The sequence below is a fragment of the Acidovorax sp. 210-6 genome (genome assembly GCF_010020825.1).
Classification (GTDB): domain Bacteria; phylum Pseudomonadota; class Gammaproteobacteria; order Burkholderiales; family Burkholderiaceae_C; genus Simplicispira; species Simplicispira sedimenti.
This window is the reverse complement of sequence record NZ_JAACJE010000001.1, coordinates 2,541,724-2,560,292: the sequence shown is the minus strand read 5'-3', so window position 1 is coordinate 2,560,292 and position 18,569 is coordinate 2,541,724. Positions and strand designations below refer to the sequence as shown.

Below are 18,569 nucleotides of genomic sequence, written 5' to 3'. Positions count from 1 at the left end.
CGTCAACCATATGTCTTATAGGTATTTTCCCTTGTCTATGCGTGATGAAATGGCTTTATGATGCACACCCTGATTTCTCAACACCTGCAAGGAACACCATGAACATCCAGGAATGCACCGAAGCCATCCGCGCCAAAGTGGGCGACAACAGCGGCCTGAACGCCGTGCTCAAGTTCGATTGCGGCGACGATGGCAAGATCGTCATCGATGGCGCATCCACCCCCAACACCGTGGACAACAACGACCGCGAAACCGACTGCACTGTGGCCATCTCGCTGGAGAACCTGAACGCACTGCTCACCGGCCAGCTGAACCCCGTCACCGGCTTCATGAGCGGCAAGTTCAAGGTCAGCGGCGACATGAGCGTCGCCATGAAGCTGCAACGGGTGGTCTGAACATGGCTGCAGGCCGCACTTCCGCGCAGGGCGACGCGCAGGCTGCAGCCACGGCGGCGGCCGCGCGCCAGCTGCTGGATGACCACAACAGCGACGACAAGCATTCGGAGCTGTTCGGGGTCACAGAGCTGTGCAACGCCTTTGACGTGACGCCGCGGACCCTGCGCTTCTACGAAGACAAAGGTCTGCTGAGCCCGCGCCGCATCAATGGCACCCGCGTGTACAGCCGCCGCGACCGTGCGCGGCTGGCGCTGATCCTGCGTGCCAAGGCCATCGGCTCCTCGCTGGCCGAGATCAAGCAGTACCTCGACATGTACGGCCAGGCCGGCGAGGGCCGCGAGCAGCAGCTGCGCTATGTGCTACAGCGCACCGACAAGGTCATTGCCGAGCTGGAGCAAAAGCGCGCACACATCGAGAGCAGCCTGGCCGAGCTGCGCATCATCAACAGCAATGTGCGCCAGAACCTGGGGCTGCCTCCGCTGGACTGATGTCTCTGGACTCGTTCTGTTGTGGCGTCGTTGGCTTTTGGGCCTCGGCGCTTTTTTCTTTTCACGGCATCAGCCGCCGACCGACGCGAGCGCACTCCAGATCGTGTGCGTAAGCATGTCCGCCAGCGCCTCGCGCTCCTTGGGCGTGCTCTGTTCGTTCAGCATCTTGCAGAAGCTGCGCTCGATGGTCCAAGCCAGCATGCGCGCGAGACCAGCGTGCGCGGCCGGGTGGGCTGCGCCTTCCTTTGCGAGCTGGTCGAGCGTGCGCTGGATCTCGCGGGTGCGGTGGTCCATGAACTCGGCGAACACCGCCTGCACCTGCGGATCGTAGGCGGACACCTCGTTCATGGCCCAGATGGCGTGGCGGTGCCGGAACAGGATCTCCACCACCTCGCGCATGAAGGCCTGGAACTCGGCGCGCCCGTAGCTGCCGGACTTCTTCAGCCGAGCCCGGGCGGCGGTCTTGAGCTGCAGTTGCACCGCCTGCATGGCGTGGCTGACGAGCTGCCCCTTGTTGCGACAGTGCAGGTAGAAGGTGGCGCGCGCCATGCCCGCTTCCCGCGCCAGCTCTTCCACGCTGATGGTCGTGAAGCTCTCGCCGCGCGCGAGCAGGCGCTCGAAAGCCTCGACCAACCGGTCCATGGCGGCGGGCAGAGAGGTGTCGGTGGTGGCGCGGTTGCGCCGGGTGATGGAGGCCATGGGAAGCCGCGTAATTACACGACGGCCTGCGGATGGTGCCCCGGCTGCACGAACAGGTCGAACGCCAGCGGCGTGCTGCCGGGCTCGCAGCGGTAGGGCCGCAGGTCGCGTACCCCGGCCTCCACCAGCACGTCCTCGTCCACGCAGTGCCGGCCCGTGAAAGCGGTGCTCGGCTGGGTGAGGATGTGCCAGGCGGCGTCGGCCATGATCTCGGGCGTGCGGCTCACGGCCCGGGCCTGGGTGCCTGCGATGTGGCGCACGGCGGCGGTGTCGATGTAGGTCTTGGGCCAGAGCGTGTTGAAGGCGATGCGCTCGTGCCGGAACTCCTCTGCCATGGCCATGGCATAGAGGCTCATCGAATACTTGGCCAGCGCGTAGGCCGGGTAGGGAGCGAACCATTCGGGTTTGAATTCGAGCGGTGGCGCCAGGTTGAGCACATGCGGGTTGGCCGCCTTCATCAGGTGCGGGATGCAGGCGCGGCTGACCAGGAAGGTGCCCCGGGCGTTGATGTTCTGCATCAGGTCCAGCCGTTTGGGCTCGGTCTGCAGCGTGCCCGTGAGGTGGATGGCCGAGGCGTTGTTGATGCAGATGTCGATGCCGCCAAAGCGCTCCACGGTGCGGGCCACGGCGGCGTCGATCTGGTCCGCGTCGCGGATGTCGCACAGCAGCGGCAAGGCCTGGCCGCCCGCGGCCTCGATCTCGCGCGCTGCGGTGTGGATGGTGCCCGGCAGCGTGGGGTGCGGCTCGGTGGTCTTGGCCGCAATGGCCACGTTGGCGCCGTCGCGCGCGGCGCGCAGCGCGATCGCGAGGCCGATGCCGCGCGAGCCGCCGCTGATGAACAGGGTCTTGCCGTGTAGGGACATGATTTTCCTTTCGGGGCTGCCCCGGGTTGGAGCGTTGCTGGGCGACTGTACCGAAACAAAAACAGTTCGTCTAGACAGTATGTCTATTTTGTTCTGGTGGCCTGTGCTCGCGCACAATGGCCAATAATTTCTGCCGTGACCGGCCTCTCAACGTCTTCTCGATCAAGCCCATGACCACCGCTCCCGAATGGATCGCCCGCAGCGTTTCGCGCCTGCGCGGCTCCCGTGCCGCTGAAGGCGCCCCGACGGCTGCACAGGCCGCCAAGGTGGAGGTGGAGCGCAGCACCCACGAGCGCCTGCAGGCCACACTCAGGCGCGGCAACGAGGCGCTGTCGCCGCGCGCCCTTCGCCGCCTGCTGGCCGACCTGCAGGAAGTGGTGGCGCCGCGCGTAAGCGAGGTCGAGGGCGGTGCTCGGGCCCACGCCGTGGCGCAGTGGTATGCGCAGGCCGAGCCCGAGGAGCGGCGCGACATGTGGCTGCTCATGAGCGAGCAGTTCGCGCCCGACGCCACGCGCTTCAAGTCGGCGCGCCTGCGCTACGAGGCGGCGGCGGGCACGGAAGAAGAGGGCCAGGCCGAGATCCATCTGCGCCGTGCGCTGGTGTCGCCGCGCACGCGGCTGCTGCAGCGCTTCGCGGTGTTTCCGCAGGGTATGCGCTTCCTGGTGGATTTGCGCGCCGAGCTGCTGCCGGCCCTGAAGCAAGACAAGCGCCTGCTGGCACTGGATGCCGAGCTGGAGCAGCTGTTCTCCACCTGGTTCGATGTGGCCTTTCTGGAGCTGCGCCGCCTGTCCTGGGATTCGCCCGCCTCGCTGCTGGAAAAGCTCATCCAGTACGAGGCCGTGCACGACATCCGCAGCTGGGCCGACCTGAAGAACCGCCTCGACAGCGACCGCCGCTGTTACGGCTTCTTCCATCCGCGCCTGCCCAATGAGCCGCTGATCTTCGTCGAGGTGGCGCTGGTGGATCGCATCTCCGACAGCATCACGCCGCTGCTCGACGAGGCGGCCGCGCCGTGCGATATCAGCAAAGCCACCACGGCCATCTTCTATTCCATCAGCAACACGCAGACGGGCCTGCGCGGCGTGAGCTTTGGCGACTCGCTCATCAAGCATGTGGTGGAGACGCTCAAACAGGAGTTTCCGCGCCTGCGCACCTTCGCCACGCTCTCGCCCATCCCGGGCCTGCGTGCCTGGCTGGGCAAGCATGCGGGCGCCATGATCGAGCGGCTGGACGAACGCCGCCGTGCGGAACTGGGACGGGCCGTGGGCTTCGAGCCGCCGCAGGCCTCGCACCTGCTCGCGGCGTTCGACAAGGCACAGGCGCTGGACGAGCACTCGCCCGTGCGCCAGATGCTGCTGCAGTGCGCCGCGCACTACCTGGCGCGCGAACTGCAGGACGGCAAGCCCGTGGACCCGGTGGCACGCTTCCACCTGGGCAATGGGGCGCGCGTGGAGCGGCTCAACTGGGCGGGCGACCCGTCGCCCAAGGGGCTCAAGCAGTCCTACGGGCTGATGGTGAACTACTTGTACGATCTCAAGCGCATCGACAAACACCGCGCCCAGCTGGCCGAAGGCCAGGTGGCGGCGTCGCGCGAGATCGAAGGCCTGTGTGCCTTCCGCTAAAAGCGCGACAGGACCGGTTCAGAAGGAATCCAGATACATGACAGCAGAAGTGGTGGCGGCCCCGGCCGCCGGAGAAGCCGGCGCCGCCGGTGTGGTGGTGGTGACCTTGCGCCACACCGGGCGGCTCAATGCCATGTCGCGCGCCATGTGGCGCCAGTTGCGCTCTGTGTTCGAGAGCATCCAGCGCAATACAGAAGCGCGCTGCGTGCTGATCGAAGGCGAAGGCGGCGCATTCTGCGCGGGCGGTGACATCTCCGAGTACCCGGCTTTCCGCTTCGACCCGGCGCAGTTGCGCGATTTCCATGAGAACGATGTCTGGGGCGGCCTTTCGGCCATGCTGGCCTGCGATGTGCCCATCGTGGCGCGCATCGACGGCGCCTGCATGGGCGCGGGCGTGGAGATCGCCAGTTGCTGCGACATCCGCATCGCCGCCGCGGGCGCGCGCTTCGGCGCGCCCATCGCGCGCCTGGGCTTCCCCATGGCGCCGCGCGAGGCGCAGCTGGTGGCGGGCGCCGTGGGCGAGTTGACGGCGCGCCAGATGCTGCTCGAAGCCGCCACCTTCGCCGCGCCCGACATGCTGGCGCGCGGCTTCCTCAGCCGCGTGGTGCCCGACGAGCGCCTGGATGCCGAGGCCCTGGGCACGGCCCAGCGCGTGGCGGGCCTGGCACCGCAGGCGGCGCGCCTGAACAAACAGATGCTTCGAGCATTAAAAGTGCCTCTAGCCCTTGATGGAAAAGCGCAAGCAGCTATTGAAAACATAGTGAACGGTGCATCGGACCCCTACGCCTACGCCGACAGCGCCGAGCACCGCGAGGGCATCAACGCCTTTCTTGCCAAACGCCCACCCGCCTTCTGACATCGCCATGAACGCACCCCGCAACGACAGCCTGTTCGCCGCCCTGCGCGCGGCCTTTCCCGCCGACCTGGACGCCACTGCCATCGAGACCACGGCGCCCGATGGCACGCCGCTGTACTACACCTGGCGAGACATCGACCGCGCCAGCAGCCGCATCGCCAACCTGTTGGCCTCGCTGGGTCTGCCGGGCGGTAGTCGCGTGGCGGTGCAGGTGGAGAAGTCGGTCGAGGCCCTGCTGCTGTACCTGGCCACGCTGCGCGCGGGCTATGTCTTCTTGCCGCTCAACACGGCCTACCAAAGCGCCGAGATCGAATACTTCATCGGCAACGCCGAGCCCGCCGTGGTGGTGTGCACACCGGGCAACTTTGGCTGGGTGTCGAAGATCGCCTTCACGGCCGGCACGCGCCATGTGTTCACGCTGGGCGAGAATCGCAACGGCAGCCTGCTGGAGCGCGCGGCGCACCATGCCGACACGCACGAGGCGGCGCGCAAGGGCGCGGACGACCTGGCCGCCATCCTCTACACCAGCGGCACCACGGGCCGCAGCAAGGGGGCCATGCTGACGCACGGCAACCTGCTGTCCAACGCGGTGATGCTGAATGAATACTGGGGCTGGCGCCGTGATGATGTGCTGATCCACGCGCTGCCCATCTTCCATGTGCACGGGCTGTTCGTGGCCATCCACGCGGCGCTGCTGGGCGGCAGCAAGATGCTCTGGCTGGCGAAGTTCGACCCCAGGGCCGTGATCGCCGCGCTGCCGCGTGCCACCGTGTTCATGGGCGTGCCCACGTTGTACGTGCGCATGCTGGGCGAGGGCGCGCTCACGCGCGAAGCGGCCAGCCACATGCGCCTGTTCATCTCGGGCTCGGCGCCGCTGCTCATCGAAACCTTCCGCGACTGGCAGGAGCGCACGGGCCACACCATTCTGGAGCGCTACGGCATGAGCGAGACCATCATGCTCACCTCCAACCCCTATGCGGCGGATGCGCGCCATGGCGGCCAGGACGAGCGCCGTGGCGGCACCGTGGGCTTCCCGCTGCCCGGCGTGGGCCTGCGCGTGGTGGGGGACGACGGCCAGGCATTGGCCGTGGGCGAGACCGGCAATATCCAGGTGCGCGGCGCCAACGTGTTCAAGGGCTACTGGCGCATGCCCGAGAAGACGGCCGAGGAGTTCACCCCCGATGGCTGGTTCAAGACCGGCGATGTGGGCGTGGTGGACGAGCGCGGCTACGTGCGCATCGTCGGCCGCAGCAAGGACCTGATCATCAGCGGCGGCTATAACGTCTACCCGGCCGAGGTGGAAGGCTATATCAACGAACTGCCCGGTGTCGCCGAGAGCGCGCTGGTGGGTGTGCCGCACCCCGATTTTGGCGAGGTGGGCGTGGCGGTGGTCATTGCCAAGCCGGGCGCCGTGCTGCAGCCCGAGGCCATCGTGGCAGCTCTGAAAGCGCGGCTGGCCAACTTCAAAATTCCCAAGCAGTGCTACGTGGTGCCGGAGCTGCCGCGCAACACCATGGGCAAGGTGCAGAAGAACCTGCTGCGCGAGCAGTACAAGGGCCTGTTCGCCTGAACTTCCTCCATCTCACCAGAAAAAACGGGCCTTGGAGGCCCGTTTTGCTATTCAACTAATAGCTATTAGCGCTTTGTAGACGGGCGCTGGTGCCGTTTTTTATCGCAAAACCAGCACTGGAATGTGCGAATGCGTCAGCACATGCTGGGTTTCGCTGCCCAGCAGCAGGCGCTTGATGCCCTTGCGGCCGTGCGAGGCCATGACGATCAGGTCGCATTTGTGCTTCTTGGCGGCGGCGATCACGGCCTCGGCCACCAGGTCGGACTTGGCGACCACGGCCTTCACGTTGACGCCCAGGGCCTGCCCCCGGGTCTTGACGCCATCGACTTCGGCCTGGGCCGCGTCGGCCCACTGTTTTTCGATCTGGCGCACATCGCTGGGATCCACGGGCATGCCGCCTTCGAAGTAGCTGCGTGGGTAACGCGGCACCACCTTGAGTGCCACAGCGCTTGCGCCGCATTGTGCCGCCAGCGTCAGCCCGTCCTGAACCGCCTTGTCCGAGAGCTTGGAGCCGTCTGTGGCAATCAGAATGCGTTGGTACATGGTGAATCCTCTGTGCTGAAAACCTTGATTAGAGTAAAAAACACGTGTTTTAAATTGACCGTGGTCAAATATCTGGAGGCTAAGTAACTGTAAGCTTGCCCCATGTCAAAGATTCTTGCCCCGGCACCGGATATGCGTCCTGGCGACCCATACCCGGCAAAGGGCGCAGATGCGCCGGATGGCTCGGCCGATGAGGTCTTGCTGGACGATCCGCAGGAGTGGCCGTCGTTTGGTCGGGAATGTTCGGTGCAGGAGGGGCGGGATCGGTATCCCGGCGCCTGGGAGTCGAATGTGGTCATTGAAGGCATGCACTGCGCTGCATGTGCCCTGACCATTGAAGAGGCGCTGTGCCGCGTGCCCGGGGTCCAGCGCGCCGATGTCAGTGCGGCCACCCAGCGCGCCCGCGTGGTCTGGCAGCCGGACCACACACGTCCGTCGGTATGGATGCAGGCGCTGCGCCAGGCAGGGTACCGTGCCTTGCCTGCGCTGGACGCGCAGGCGCGCGACCAGCGCCAGCGCGAGCACCGCCAGGCCTTGTGGCGCTGGCTGGTGGCGGGTTTTTGCATGATGCAGGTCATGATGTATGCGTGGCCTGCCTACGTGGCAGCACCGGGCGATCTGTCCATGGAGATGGAGCGCTTGCTGCGCTGGGCCTCCTGGGTCATCAGTCTGCCGGTGGTCCTGTTTGCCTGCGGCCCGTTCTTTTCAAGCGCCCTGCGCGATATCCGGCTGAGGCGCATCAGCATGGATCTTCCGGTGGCACTGGGGATGCTCATCACCTTTGTCGTGAGCTCGATCGGCACGTTCGATCCGGAAGGGGTGTTTGGTCACGAGGTCTATTTTGATTCGCTGACCATGTTTGTCTTCTTTCTGCTCACCGGCCGCTGGTTGGAGACGCGTCTGCGCGACCGCACCGCGGGCGCACTGGAGGCGGTGCTCAATCGCTTGCCTCCCAGCGTGTTGCGCCGTACCGATGGAGGCAATTTCGAACGCGTGGCCGTGCGTCGTCTGCAAGTGGGTGACGTGGTACGCGTACTGCCGGGTGAGGCCTTTGCAGCCGACGGGCAGGTGATCGAAGGCCGCACATTGGCCGACGAGGCACTGTTGACTGGTGAATCCACACCCGTGCAGCGTGGCCCGGGCAGCAAGGTGGTGGCGGGCAGCTTCAACCTGCAATCGCCAGTTCTGGTGCAGGTGGAGGGCTTGGGAGAAGACACCCGGTTTGCCCAGATCGTCGCCTTGATGGAAAGCGCCGCCACGCAAAAGCCCCGGTTGGCACAGTTGGCCGATCGCATTGCGCGGCCCTTTCTGGTGCTGGTGCTGCTCGCAGCGGCGTTGGCGGCGGCCTGGTGGTGGCCCACCGATCCGGCGCGCGCGCTCATGGTGGCGGTGGCCGTACTCATTGTGACCTGTCCTTGCGCTTTGTCGCTGGCTACGCCGGTGGCCATGTTGTCTGCGGCTGGAGCGTTGGCGCGTAGCGGGGTGCTGGTGCGCAACCTGCAGGCCCTTGAATCGCTCTCGCAGGTGGATACGGTGGTGTTCGACAAGACCGGCACCCTCACGCGCGACAGCATGACGGTGCAGGCCATAGAGCCAACCCAGGTGGGACAGGAAATGCAGGTGCTGGCAATGGCGGCAGCCATGGCGGCGCAGTCCCTGCATCCGGTGTCGCGCGCGCTCGTGCAGGCCGCGCAGCAGCGTGGTGTGGCGGGCCAATGGGCGGTTCGGGATCTGCAGGAGCTGCCCGGCCTGGGGCTGCAGGCGCTGGTGCAGCAAGCCGATGGCACGGGCCCGGCGTGGCTGCTGCGACTGGGGTCGGCACGCCACGCGGGCTTGACGTCGCCGGAAGGCGGGGGGCTGCTGGATGGTTCGGGCAGTGTCTGGCTGGCGCTCATCGATGATGCCGGGCAATCCCATAAATGGGCGCGGTTCGTGTTGGCTGAGGATCTGCGGGCGCACAGCAGCGCAGCCGTGGCCGGGCTGCGCCAAGCAGGAATGGGCGTGTATTTGCTTTCGGGCGACCGCGCCGATGCCGTCGCCCGGTTGGCCGCCAGTGTGGGCATTACCGATTGGCGTGCAGAGTGCGCACCAGCCGACAAGCTTGCTGCAATGCGCGCATTGCAGGCCCAGGGTCGCCGCGTGGCCATGGTGGGAGACGGGCTCAACGATGGGCCGGTGCTGGCGGCGGCGCACGCCTCTTTCGCCTTTGGTCGGGCAGTGCCGTTGGCACAGGCACGGGCGGATTTTGTGGTGCCTGGGGATGATCTCGGGCAGGTGGTCCGGACAATAGCCCTAGCCCAGCAAGCAGTAAAGGTTGTGCGACAAAATTTATGGTGGGCTGCTGCGTACAACGCGGCTTCCGTGCCCTTGGCAATCGCTGGCTACATGCCGGCATGGTTGGCGGGGCTGGGTATGGCGCTGAGTTCGCTTCTGGTGATCCTGAATGCAGCGCGCTTGTCAGTGATCCCTTCAGCGCCCCTGCCCCAGGCCTCGGATCACGTCTCTGCCCCCAGGGGCCAGGCGGCTTCTGCCTGAGTGCCCGCTGCAATTGGAATTGGTCTGATGGACATCCTGTATCTCTTGATTCCGCTGTCGGTGGTCTTGGTGCTGCTGATCCTGCTTGGCCTTTGGTGGGCCGTGCACAGGGGACAGTTCGAGAATGTGGAGCAGGAGGGAGAACGCATTCTTCGCGACGGTTGACTAGCATCAATAGCACTACCGTTAACGAGGTTATTATTTCCGAGAACTCTAAGAGGTAAGCGATGGATTCACTAACAAAAGCAGATGCTGCCCACTACAACGACACGGTTGTGCGGCAGTTTTCAATCATGGCCGTGGTTTGGGGTGTTGTGGGCATGCTGGTGGGCGTGTTCATTGCAGCCCAGCTGGCATGGCCAGAACTCAATTTCAACATCCCCTGGCTCAGCTACGGGCGCTTGCGCCCCCTGCACACCAATGCGGTGATTTTTGCTTTCGGCGGCAGCGCGCTCATTGGTACGAGCTACTACGTGGTTCAGCGCACTTGCCAGGTGCGACTGTTTGGCGGTCCGCTGGTGGGCTTCACCTTCTGGGGTTGGCAGCTGGTGATTCTGGCTGCAGCCATCTCCTTGCCGCTGGGCTACACCAGCGCCAAGGAATACGCTGAACTCGAATGGCCCATCGACATCCTGATCACGCTGGTCTGGGTGGCCTACGCCATCGTCTTCTTTGGAACCATCGGCATCCGCAAGGTGCGTCACATCTATGTGGCCAACTGGTTCTACGGTGCATTCATCTTGGCGGTGGCAGTGCTGCACCTGGTCAACAGTGCTGCGGTGCCTGTCAGCTTGATGAAGAGCTATTCCGCGTATGCAGGTGTGCAGGACGCCATGGTGCAGTGGTGGTACGGCCACAACGCTGTGGGCTTCTTCCTCACGGCGGGCTTCCTGGGCATGATGTATTACTTCATCCCCAAGCAGGCCGGTCGTCCCGTGTACTCGTATCGCCTGTCGATCGTGCACTTCTGGGCCCTGATTTTCACCTACATGTGGGCTGGCCCTCACCATCTGCACTACACCGCGCTGCCTGACTGGACGCAATCGGTGGGCATGGTGTTCTCGCTCATCCTGTTGGCCCCGAGCTGGGGCGGCATGATCAACGGTGTGATGACGCTGTCGGGCGCATGGCACAAGCTGCGTGACGACCCCATCCTGCGTTTCCTGATCGTGTCGCTGTCGTTCTACGGCATGTCCACGTTCGAGGGTCCGATGATGTCCATCAAGACGGTCAATGCCCTGAGCCATTACACCGACTGGACCGTGGGCCACGTCCACTCCGGCGCGCTGGGTTGGGTGGGTCTGATCACCATGGGTTCGTTGTACTACCTGGTGCCGCGTCTGTTTGGCCGCGAAAAGATGCACTCCGTCAAGGCCATCGAGCTGCACTTCTGGCTCGCCACCATCGGCATCGTGCTCTACATCGCCGCCATGTGGATTGCCGGTGTGATGCAAGGCCTGATGTGGCGCGCTGTCAACGCCGATGGCACGCTGACCTACACCTTTGTCGAGAGCGTCAAGGCGAGCTATCCGTTCTACATGATCCGTGTCGCCGGTGGTGTGTTGTACCTCACAGGCATGATCATCATGGCCTGGAACGTCTGGATGACGGCCATTTCGGGGCGCTCGGTCAACGTGGCCATCCCCGCCGTCAAGCCTGCTCACGCCTGAGATCGCGAGGAATACATTCATGTCTCAAAACCAACAATCCTCCAGCGGTTTCACCCACGAGAAGGTCGAAACCAACAACTTCCTGATGATCGTTCTGATCGTCCTGGTGATCGCCGTGGGCGGTCTGGTTGAAATTGTTCCGTTGTTCTTCCAGAAGTCCACCACAGAGCCGGTCAAGGGGGTGGAGCCTTACGCAGCGCTGCCGCTGATGGGGCGCGACATCTACATCCGCGAGGGCTGCTACAACTGCCACTCGCAGATGATCCGTCCCTTCCGCGCGGAGACGCTGCGTTACGGTCACTACTCGGTGGCAGGTGAGTTCGTGTATGACCACCCTTTCCAATGGGGTAGCAAGCGTACCGGACCCGACCTGCACCGTGTGGGCGGCAAGTACAGCGATGAATGGCATCGCATCCACCTGGTCAACCCACGCAACGTGGTGCCCGAGTCCAACATGCCTGGCTACCCCTGGCTGGAGAAGAACCAGATCAATCCGGCTGATGTGGCTCCGCGCATGAAGGCGCTGCGTACCGTGGGTGTTCCCTACACCGACGAGCAGATTGCCGCTGCCGCAGATGAAGTGAAGGGCAAGACCGAGATGGAAGCCCTCATTGCCTACCTGCAGGGCATGGGACGCGCACTCAAGTAAGCGTAGAAAGGGCCATCATGGACACTACCACCATGCGCGTCATCGTCACGCTGCTGTCGTTTGGCTGCTTCATCGGCATCGCTCTGTGGGCGTATGCACGCAGCAACCGGGAGCGGTTCGAAGAGGCAGCCCAACTGCCTTTCCAACAAGAATGAAACCCACCAGAACGAGAACAAACCATGAGTGATTTCACCAGTAATTTCTGGTCGGTGTTTGTGGCCGGTGTCACGGTCATCAGCATCATCGCCTGTCTGATTCTGCTCGTTATTACGGCGCGCAAGAAAGTCGCTTCTACCGCGGACAACACTACCGGCCACGTCTGGGACGAGGACCTGACCGAGATGAACAACCCCATGCCACGGTGGTGGATGTGGCTGTTCGTGATCACCATCGTTTTCGGTTTTCTTTACCTGGCCATGTATCCCGGGCTGGGCAAGTTCTCCGGACAGTTGGGTTGGTCCCAGGTCGGTGAGTACAAGCGCGAAATGGACAAAGGCAATGCCGAGATTGAGCCTGTCTATGCACGCTTTGCTTCGATGAAGCCAGAAGAAATTGCCGCTGACGCGCAAGCCATGGCCATTGGCGAGCGCCTGTTCATGAACAACTGTGCGCAGTGCCACGGCTCTGACGCGCGCGGTGGCAAGAGCTTCCCCAACCTGACTGATGGTGATTGGCTGTACGGCGGCTCTCCCGAGACGATCCGTGAAACCCTGCACCAGGGTCGCATGGGCATGATGCCTCCCATGGGTGACGCGGTGGGTTCTGCTGAAAATGTGCGCAACCTGGCCCATTACGTGATGAGCCTGTCGAACAGCCCGCATGACTCGCTGCGTGCCAATTTGGGCAAGGAACATTTTGCGGCTTGCGCTGCTTGCCATGGGCCGGACGGCAAGGGCAATCAGGCGCTGGGTGCCCCCAATCTGACCGACGATATCTGGCTGCATGGCTGGGGTGAAGCCGCGATCACCACCATGATCAACCAGGGCAAAACCAACCAAATGCCTGCGCAGGCAGGCAAACTGACCGAAGCCCAGCTTGGGGTGCTGACCGCCTACGTGTGGGGTCTGTCGAACAAGCCCGGTGCCGCAGCCAAGCGCTGAATACAGGCCCCTCGGGGCCTGTCTGCGGCGCGCGCAAAGTGTGCAGGCCTTGTGCGCGTCGGGTTAATCAGGACGTAGTCCAATCCACTGCGTCTATTTCTGCACTATGAGCACTGCACCATGAATACCCCCAGCGGGAAACCCCGCAAGGTCATCCCTATCGCTTCGGCAGATCCTCAGAACGAGATCGCGTCACTGTACGAAGCGCAAAAGAAGGTCTATCCGCGTTCGATCAGTGGCTATTTCGCGCGCTGGCGGTGGATCTTGGTGTTATTCACCCAGATTGTTTTCTACGGCCTGCCTTGGCTGCAGTGGGGCGAGCGGCAGATCATGCTGTTCGATCTGGGCGCGCGCAGGTTCTATCTGTTTGGTCTGGTTCTGTATCCGCAGGACTTCATCTACCTGACCACGCTGCTCATCATCTCGGCGCTGGCGCTGTTCTTGTTCACTGCGGTGGCCGGGCGTCTCTGGTGTGGGTTTGCCTGTCCGCAGACGGTGTACACCGAAATCTTCATGTGGATAGAGCACAAGATCGAAGGCGATCGCAGTGCCCGTCTGCGACTTGACGGCAGCCCGTGGACCTTCGAGAAGATCTGGAAGAAGACGGTCAAGCAGTTCTTGTGGATTGCCGTCTCGGTGTGGACGGGCTTTACCTTTGTCGGCTACTTTGTGCCCATTCGCCAGCTGGGCGGCGAGCTGATGGCGCTCCAGGGTACCTGGCAGATTTTCTGGGTCCTGTTTTACGGTTTTGCCACCTACGGCAACGCAGGTTTCCTGCGTGAGCAGGTGTGCAAGTACATGTGTCCCTACGCGCGCTTCCAGAGCGCGATGTTCGACCGCGACACCCTGATCGTCACCTACGACGAAGCACGGGGAGAGCCACGCGGCCCTCGGACCAAGACCGTGGACTACAAGGCCAAGGGTCTGGGCGATTGCATCGACTGCACCTTGTGCGTCCAGGTGTGCCCGGTGGGGATCGATATCCGCAATGGCTTGCAGTATGAGTGCATCGGCTGCGGCCTGTGCGTCGATGCCTGCAATACGGTGATGGACAAGATGCAGTACCCGAGGGGGCTGATCCGCTTCTCCACCCAGAACGGCGTGTCGCGCGGCTGGGGCAAGGTTGAGATTCTGAAGCGTGTGATGCGACCACGGGTGCTGATCTATTCGGGCATCTTGGTGGCACTGTCGTTGGGCATGCTGTTGAGTCTGGCCGTGCGTACGCCCTTCAAGGTCGATGTGGTGCGTGATCGCGCTGCGCTGGCGCGCATTGTGGCCGGAGGCAAGTTGGAGAACATCTACCGCCTCCAGATCATGAACGCCACGGAGGTCTCCCAGCATTACCGTCTTTCCGTCAGTGGGCTGGAGGGCGCGCAACTGGTTGCAGAGCCTGAGTATGTGATCGAGCCTGCGCAATCACGTTGGGTGGTGGTGCAGGTGCATGTTCCGTATGGCAGCCTTCCCGAGGGCTCGCACCCGGTGCGCTTCGAAGTCCTGGCCGTGGAGTCCGGTGCGAAGGTGCTTGAGAAATCCGTCTTCCTGGTTCCTCGCCAGTGAGCCCGCCATTCCCGTGACATTTCTGCCAAGGTAAAAGCATGGACCCCCAAAAAACTGAAAAACCGCCCCAAAGTGGCCCCTGGTGGAAACACGGCTACATGTGGATGGTCGTGGGTGGGCCGCTGATCGTTGTGGTGGCTGGGTTCACCACACTGTGGCTTGCGGTGCGCACGCCCGATCCGGTGATCGCCGAAGACTACTACCGCCGCGGCATTGAGATCAATGAGCGCCTGCAGGAGTCAGAAAAGAGTCTGGTGCCTGCGCTCAAAGGCCGCAATCACGCAGCCACCCCTGCCCAGGATCAACCTCGCTAGCCGCTGCGGGTGTTTTGTTCGGCAGCGCAACCAAGGAGACAAGACCGATGTGGAGCCAACGCCTGATGTGGATTGCCTGGCCCGCCTTTCTGATGGCGGGCGTTCTGGAAATGCTGGTTTTTGCCATGGTGGATCCACACGACCTGCAGTGGCTCAATGGCGCCCATGTCGAATGGTCGCGTGAAGCCATCTACACTGCGGCCTTCTTTGTGTTCTGGATCATCACCATGGTGTCCAGCGCATTGACCACCTTGCTGGCAGCCTCGCCTTTCGAACTCAATCGATGTCCGGTGCCGACGGCGCAGCGCCCCGATGCCTGCCACAAGAATCTGCCCACGGAACATTGACGCCTAGAACATGAGCCACTCACCATTCAGCACCTGCGATTTCTGCGACCAGCACAAGGCCGATACCTCGGGCCAATTCCGTGTCTTGCCCCCGGTGTTTGCCAGCTACGGCGCCAGGCCTGCCTTCGCTGGGCCTGTGAGCACCGTCAAGTGTTTCGAGGACAACACTCTCGTCAAGGCCGCCGTGGACTCGCCCGGCCAGGGCCGCGTGTTGGTGGTTGATGGAGGCGGCTCGCTGCGCCGGGCGCTGGTGGGAGGCAACCTGGCCGCCGCCGCTGCGCGCAACGGCTGGGCGGGCATTGTGGTGGACGGATGCGTGCGCGATGTGGCGGAACTCAATGCCACCGGTGTGGGCATCCGCGCCCTGGGCCTCATGCCGCTGCCCACTGAAAAGCGCAACGAAGGCCAGCGCGACGTGGTGGTGCAGATCCAGGGCGTTCGCGTTCAGCCGGGCGATTGGCTTTATGCCGACGCCGACGGCATCGTCATCAGCGCTGCGTCACTGGCCTGAGCCCACGCGCCACGCCAGGCGCGAGGGCAGGGTGGCCAGCACCACGCTGGCCAGGGCGATGCCAAAGGCCAGCCACTGCGTGACGTTGAGGTGCTCGCCCAGCACCGCCACACCCACCAGCGTGGCGCTGAGCGGCAGGAACACCGTGAACACCCCGCCTTGTGCCGCAGGCACCGCCTTGAGTCCCGTCATCCAGAGCCACACCGTCCATACGCAGGCGGCCAGGGCATAGAACAGCAGAAGCAGCCACATGCCGATCCCCACACCGGCAAAGTCAAACTGCAAGGCGTGGTAGAGCCCCAGGGGGGTGGACAGCGCAAATCCCCACAGATTGATGAGCGAGGTGATGCGGCGTGGCCCCAGGGTTCCGGTCAGCTTCTTGCCAATCACCGAATACGCCGCCTCGCAGACCACGGCGCCCAGCAGGAGCAAGTATCCTAGCCATACCTCGTTTTGAGTGTTTTCCGCCTCTAGGGCAGATGCAGTAAACGCAAGGTGCTCATCTTTTGATAGTGCAAACAGGACAATGCCCGCGACCGCCAGGGCCACGGCAAACCAGGTGCGCGGTGCGATGCGTTCGCGCAGAAACGCCCAGCTCATCAGCGCCACTGCGGCGGGAATGCCCGCCATGATCACACCGGCGGTCACTGCGCTGGTCAGGCTTACGCCGTAGATCATGCACACCGTGAACAGAAAATTGCCCAGCAAAGACTCCAGGAACAGCAAGCCCCGCGTGTGTTGCGACAAGACGGGCTCATCGGCCGGTTTGCGCAGCCAGTGCGGTATGGCCACTGCGCCAATGCCAAAGCGCATCCAGGCCAGCAAGAACACCGGAAGCACCGCGGCCAGGGGTTTGGACAAGGCCACATAGCTCCCGACCAGGGACATGCTCAGCGCCAGGCAGGCGTAGGCGGCAGGCAGGCTCGGAGCGGGCGTGGCGGGGCGGGTCATGGTGGGGTGGTCACAAACAGCGGGCATCATGCCTGAGGCATGTCTGTGGATCGGCTCAGCCACGCCACATTTTTTCACATGGCGAATATTTGTTTTTGCAATACAAAAATTCAATACTTCTCGGCGTCGAAGTTTTCTCAATAAGAGAAATAACTTTTCATATTCAGAAACGACACAGATAAGTCATTGATTTGCAATACTAAAAAATATGTCTTGTATAAGACATAAGATGTTGCGCAAGTCTTATAGAAGACTTAAAGTAGAGCCATGGATCGCCAGCACTGATGGCCACCTTTTTCAATCAACCGATGGAGTGACTCCCCATGACAAACAAGACCCTGACCCGCGAACAGCAGATCGCCGCCCTGGAAAAAGACTGGGCTGAAAACCCCCGTTGGAAGCTGGTGAAGCGTGGCTACAGCGCCGCCGACGTGGTGCGCCTGCGCGGCAGCATGCAGCCTGAGTACACGCTGGCCAAGAACGGTGCAGAGAAGCTGTGGGCCAAGGTCAACGGCGGCGCCAAGAAGGGCTACGTCAATGCTTTCGGTGCCATCACCGCGGGTCAGGCCATGCAGCAGGCCAAGGCAGGTCTGGAAGCCGTGTACCTGTCGGGCTGGCAAGTCGCCGCCGACGGCAACACCTCCGAAACCATGTACCCCGACCAGTCGCTGTACGCCTACGACTCGGTGCCCACCATGGTGCGCCGCATCAACAACACGTTCAAGCGCGCTGACGAAATCCAGTGGGGCCGTGGCATCAACCCCGGCGACGAGAATTTCGTGGACTACTTCCTGCCCATCGTGGCCGACGCAGAAGCCGGTTTCGGTGGCGTGCTCAACGCCTTTGAACTGATGAAGAACATGATCGCCGCAGGTGCTGCCGGCGTTCACTTCGAAGACCAGCTCGCAGCCGTCAAGAAGTGCGGCCACATGGGTGGCAAGGTGCTGGTGCCCACGCAGGAAGCCATCGAAAAGCTGATCGCTGCCCGTTTTGCTGCCGACGTGATGGGCGTGCCCACCATCGTTCTGGCCCGTACCGACGCTGAAGCCGCCAACCTGCTGACCAGCGACTACGACGCCAACGACAAGCCCTTCCTGACCGGCGAGCGTACGCAAGAAGGCTTCTACCGCGTGAAGAACGGCCTGGAGCAAGCCATCAGCCGTGGCGTGGCCTACGCTCCCTACGCCGACTTGGTGTGGTGCGAGACCGGCGTGCCTGACATCGGCTTCGCCCGCGAATTTGCCCAGGCCGTGCACGCTTCTTGCCCCGGCAAGCTGCTGTCGTACAACTGCTCGCCTTCCTTCAACTGGAAGAAGAACCTCAACGACTCGCAGATCGCTGCCTTCCAGGAAGAGCTGTCCGCACTGGGCTACAAGTACCAGTTCATCACGCTGGCCGGTATCCACATCAACTGGTTCAACACCTTCCAGTTCGCCCACGCATATGCTCGCGGCGAAGGCATGAAGCACTACGTCAACATGGTGCAAGAGCCCGAGTTCGCAGCACGTGAGAAGGGCTACACCTTTGTGTCGCACCAGCAAGAAGTGGGCGCAGGCTACTTCGACGACGTGACCACCGTGATCCAGGGCGGTTCTTCCAGCGTGAAGGCCCTGACCGGCTCCACCGAAGAAGAGCAGTTCCACTGATCTGAGTCCCTGGCGCCCTGCAGGGCGCCTTGGCAACAAGCCATCTGATGCCTCGGTATCAGGTGGCTTTTTTGTTTCTCCCATTTCCGTAGGTGGAGGCTGCCTCACGCCATCGGTGGTGGCAAGGCCCTGTTCTGCATCGGCAGTCTTTCAGGTCTGGGCCGCGTGACGACGAAACGCGCCTTGGATGGCTTGCCGCCTCAATAGAAAAGCCACCCCGCAGGGTGGCTTTTGATCGTGCTTTCGTTTGCAG

Annotated in this window: 20 protein-coding genes; 16 read left to right on the top strand and 4 right to left on the bottom strand. The window is 63.0% G+C overall.

Annotated features, from left to right (window positions below; genetic code table 11):
* Positions 1 to 98 precede the first annotated feature (98 nt).
* Together GWK50_RS11805 and GWK50_RS11800 are read left to right on the top strand one after the other, a co-directional pair.
* On the top strand, positions 99 to 395 hold the full coding sequence (locus tag GWK50_RS11805; protein ID WP_162016691.1) for an SCP2 sterol-binding domain-containing protein: 297 nt from the start codon (positions 99 to 101) through the stop codon (positions 393 to 395).
* A gap of 2 nt (positions 396 to 397) precedes the next feature.
* Positions 398 to 883, top strand: a complete 486-nt coding sequence (locus GWK50_RS11800) for a MerR family DNA-binding transcriptional regulator (RefSeq protein ID WP_162016690.1) — start codon at positions 398 to 400, stop codon at positions 881 to 883.
* A gap of 69 nt (positions 884 to 952) precedes the next feature.
* Here GWK50_RS11800 and GWK50_RS11795 read toward each other — a convergent pair whose 3' ends face one another.
* Together GWK50_RS11795 and GWK50_RS11790 are read right to left on the bottom strand one after the other, a co-directional pair.
* Positions 953 to 1,582 carry a TetR/AcrR family transcriptional regulator gene (locus GWK50_RS11795; RefSeq protein ID WP_162016689.1) on the bottom strand — a complete coding sequence of 210 codons (630 nt, stop codon included), beginning with the start codon at positions 1,580 to 1,582 and terminating at the stop codon, positions 953 to 955.
* Between the two features lie 14 nt (positions 1,583 to 1,596).
* A complete protein-coding gene (locus GWK50_RS11790; RefSeq protein ID WP_162016688.1) occupies positions 1,597 to 2,445 on the bottom strand; it encodes an NAD(P)-dependent oxidoreductase in 849 nt (282 codons plus the stop codon).
* A 170-nt stretch (positions 2,446 to 2,615) separates the two neighbouring features.
* Between GWK50_RS11790 and GWK50_RS11785 the strand changes: the two genes are divergently transcribed.
* The 3 genes from GWK50_RS11785 to GWK50_RS11775 are packed head-to-tail and all read left to right on the top strand — an operon-like array spanning position 2,616 to position 6,493.
* Positions 2,616 to 4,067: a malonyl-CoA decarboxylase gene (locus GWK50_RS11785; RefSeq protein WP_162016687.1), complete on the top strand. Its 1,452-nt coding sequence runs from the start codon at positions 2,616 to 2,618 to the stop codon at positions 4,065 to 4,067.
* A gap of 37 nt (positions 4,068 to 4,104) precedes the next feature.
* The gene (locus GWK50_RS11780; protein WP_162016686.1) at positions 4,105 to 4,923 is read left to right on the top strand and encodes an enoyl-CoA hydratase/isomerase family protein; all 819 of its coding nucleotides are present in this window, start codon (positions 4,105 to 4,107) and stop codon (positions 4,921 to 4,923) included.
* Positions 4,924 to 4,930: 7 nt separating this feature from the next.
* Positions 4,931 to 6,493 (top strand): malonyl-CoA synthase, encoded by a 1,563-nt coding sequence (locus GWK50_RS11775; protein ID WP_162016685.1) that lies wholly within the window; start codon positions 4,931 to 4,933, stop codon positions 6,491 to 6,493.
* Positions 6,494 to 6,592: 99 nt separating this feature from the next.
* Here GWK50_RS11775 and GWK50_RS11770 read toward each other — a convergent pair whose 3' ends face one another.
* Positions 6,593 to 7,036 (bottom strand): universal stress protein, encoded by a 444-nt coding sequence (locus tag GWK50_RS11770; protein WP_162016684.1) that lies wholly within the window; start codon positions 7,034 to 7,036, stop codon positions 6,593 to 6,595.
* Positions 7,037 to 7,138: 102 nt separating this feature from the next.
* On the opposite strand from GWK50_RS11770, the gene GWK50_RS11765 reads away from it, so the two are divergent.
* The 10 genes from GWK50_RS11765 (at position 7,139) to rraA (ending at position 15,719) form a co-directional block, all read left to right on the top strand.
* Complete coding sequence (locus tag GWK50_RS11765; RefSeq protein WP_242455363.1) at positions 7,139 to 9,571, top strand: cation-translocating P-type ATPase; 2,433 nt, start codon at positions 7,139 to 7,141, stop codon at positions 9,569 to 9,571.
* Between the two features lie 27 nt (positions 9,572 to 9,598).
* Positions 9,599 to 9,736, top strand: coding sequence for a cbb3-type cytochrome oxidase assembly protein CcoS (gene ccoS / locus GWK50_RS11760; protein ID WP_162016683.1), 138 nt, complete (start codon positions 9,599 to 9,601; stop codon positions 9,734 to 9,736).
* Positions 9,737 to 9,798: 62 nt separating this feature from the next.
* On the top strand, positions 9,799 to 11,241 hold the full coding sequence (gene ccoN / locus GWK50_RS11755; RefSeq protein WP_162016682.1) for a cytochrome-c oxidase, cbb3-type subunit I: 1,443 nt from the start codon (positions 9,799 to 9,801) through the stop codon (positions 11,239 to 11,241).
* A gap of 19 nt (positions 11,242 to 11,260) precedes the next feature.
* Positions 11,261 to 11,890, top strand: coding sequence for a cytochrome-c oxidase, cbb3-type subunit II (gene ccoO / locus GWK50_RS11750; RefSeq protein WP_162016681.1), 630 nt, complete (start codon positions 11,261 to 11,263; stop codon positions 11,888 to 11,890).
* A gap of 17 nt (positions 11,891 to 11,907) precedes the next feature.
* On the top strand, positions 11,908 to 12,045 hold the full coding sequence (locus GWK50_RS11745; protein WP_162016680.1) for a cbb3-type cytochrome c oxidase subunit 3: 138 nt from the start codon (positions 11,908 to 11,910) through the stop codon (positions 12,043 to 12,045).
* Between the two features lie 24 nt (positions 12,046 to 12,069).
* Positions 12,070 to 12,990 carry a cytochrome-c oxidase, cbb3-type subunit III gene (gene ccoP, locus GWK50_RS11740; RefSeq protein ID WP_162016679.1) on the top strand — a complete coding sequence of 307 codons (921 nt, stop codon included), beginning with the start codon at positions 12,070 to 12,072 and terminating at the stop codon, positions 12,988 to 12,990.
* Positions 12,991 to 13,110: 120 nt separating this feature from the next.
* The gene (gene ccoG / locus GWK50_RS11735; protein WP_162016678.1) at positions 13,111 to 14,547 is read left to right on the top strand and encodes a cytochrome c oxidase accessory protein CcoG; all 1,437 of its coding nucleotides are present in this window, start codon (positions 13,111 to 13,113) and stop codon (positions 14,545 to 14,547) included.
* A gap of 38 nt (positions 14,548 to 14,585) precedes the next feature.
* A complete protein-coding gene (locus GWK50_RS11730; RefSeq protein ID WP_162016677.1) occupies positions 14,586 to 14,861 on the top strand; it encodes a FixH family protein in 276 nt (91 codons plus the stop codon).
* A 47-nt stretch (positions 14,862 to 14,908) separates the two neighbouring features.
* A complete protein-coding gene (locus GWK50_RS11725) occupies positions 14,909 to 15,208 on the top strand; it encodes a hypothetical protein (RefSeq protein WP_162016676.1) in 300 nt (99 codons plus the stop codon).
* A 10-nt stretch (positions 15,209 to 15,218) separates the two neighbouring features.
* Positions 15,219 to 15,719, top strand: a complete 501-nt coding sequence (gene rraA / locus GWK50_RS11720) for a ribonuclease E activity regulator RraA (protein WP_162016675.1) — start codon at positions 15,219 to 15,221, stop codon at positions 15,717 to 15,719.
* Here the strand turns inward: rraA and GWK50_RS11715 are convergent.
* Complete coding sequence (locus GWK50_RS11715) at positions 15,708 to 16,670, bottom strand: DMT family transporter (RefSeq protein ID WP_277950297.1); 963 nt, start codon at positions 16,668 to 16,670, stop codon at positions 15,708 to 15,710. The genes rraA and GWK50_RS11715 overlap by 12 nt on opposite strands.
* 323 nt (positions 16,671 to 16,993) lie before the next feature.
* Between GWK50_RS11715 and aceA the strand changes: the two genes are divergently transcribed.
* Positions 16,994 to 18,316 carry an isocitrate lyase gene (aceA, locus tag GWK50_RS11710; protein ID WP_162016674.1) on the top strand — a complete coding sequence of 441 codons (1,323 nt, stop codon included), beginning with the start codon at positions 16,994 to 16,996 and terminating at the stop codon, positions 18,314 to 18,316.
* Positions 18,317 to 18,569: the final 253 nt, after the last annotated feature.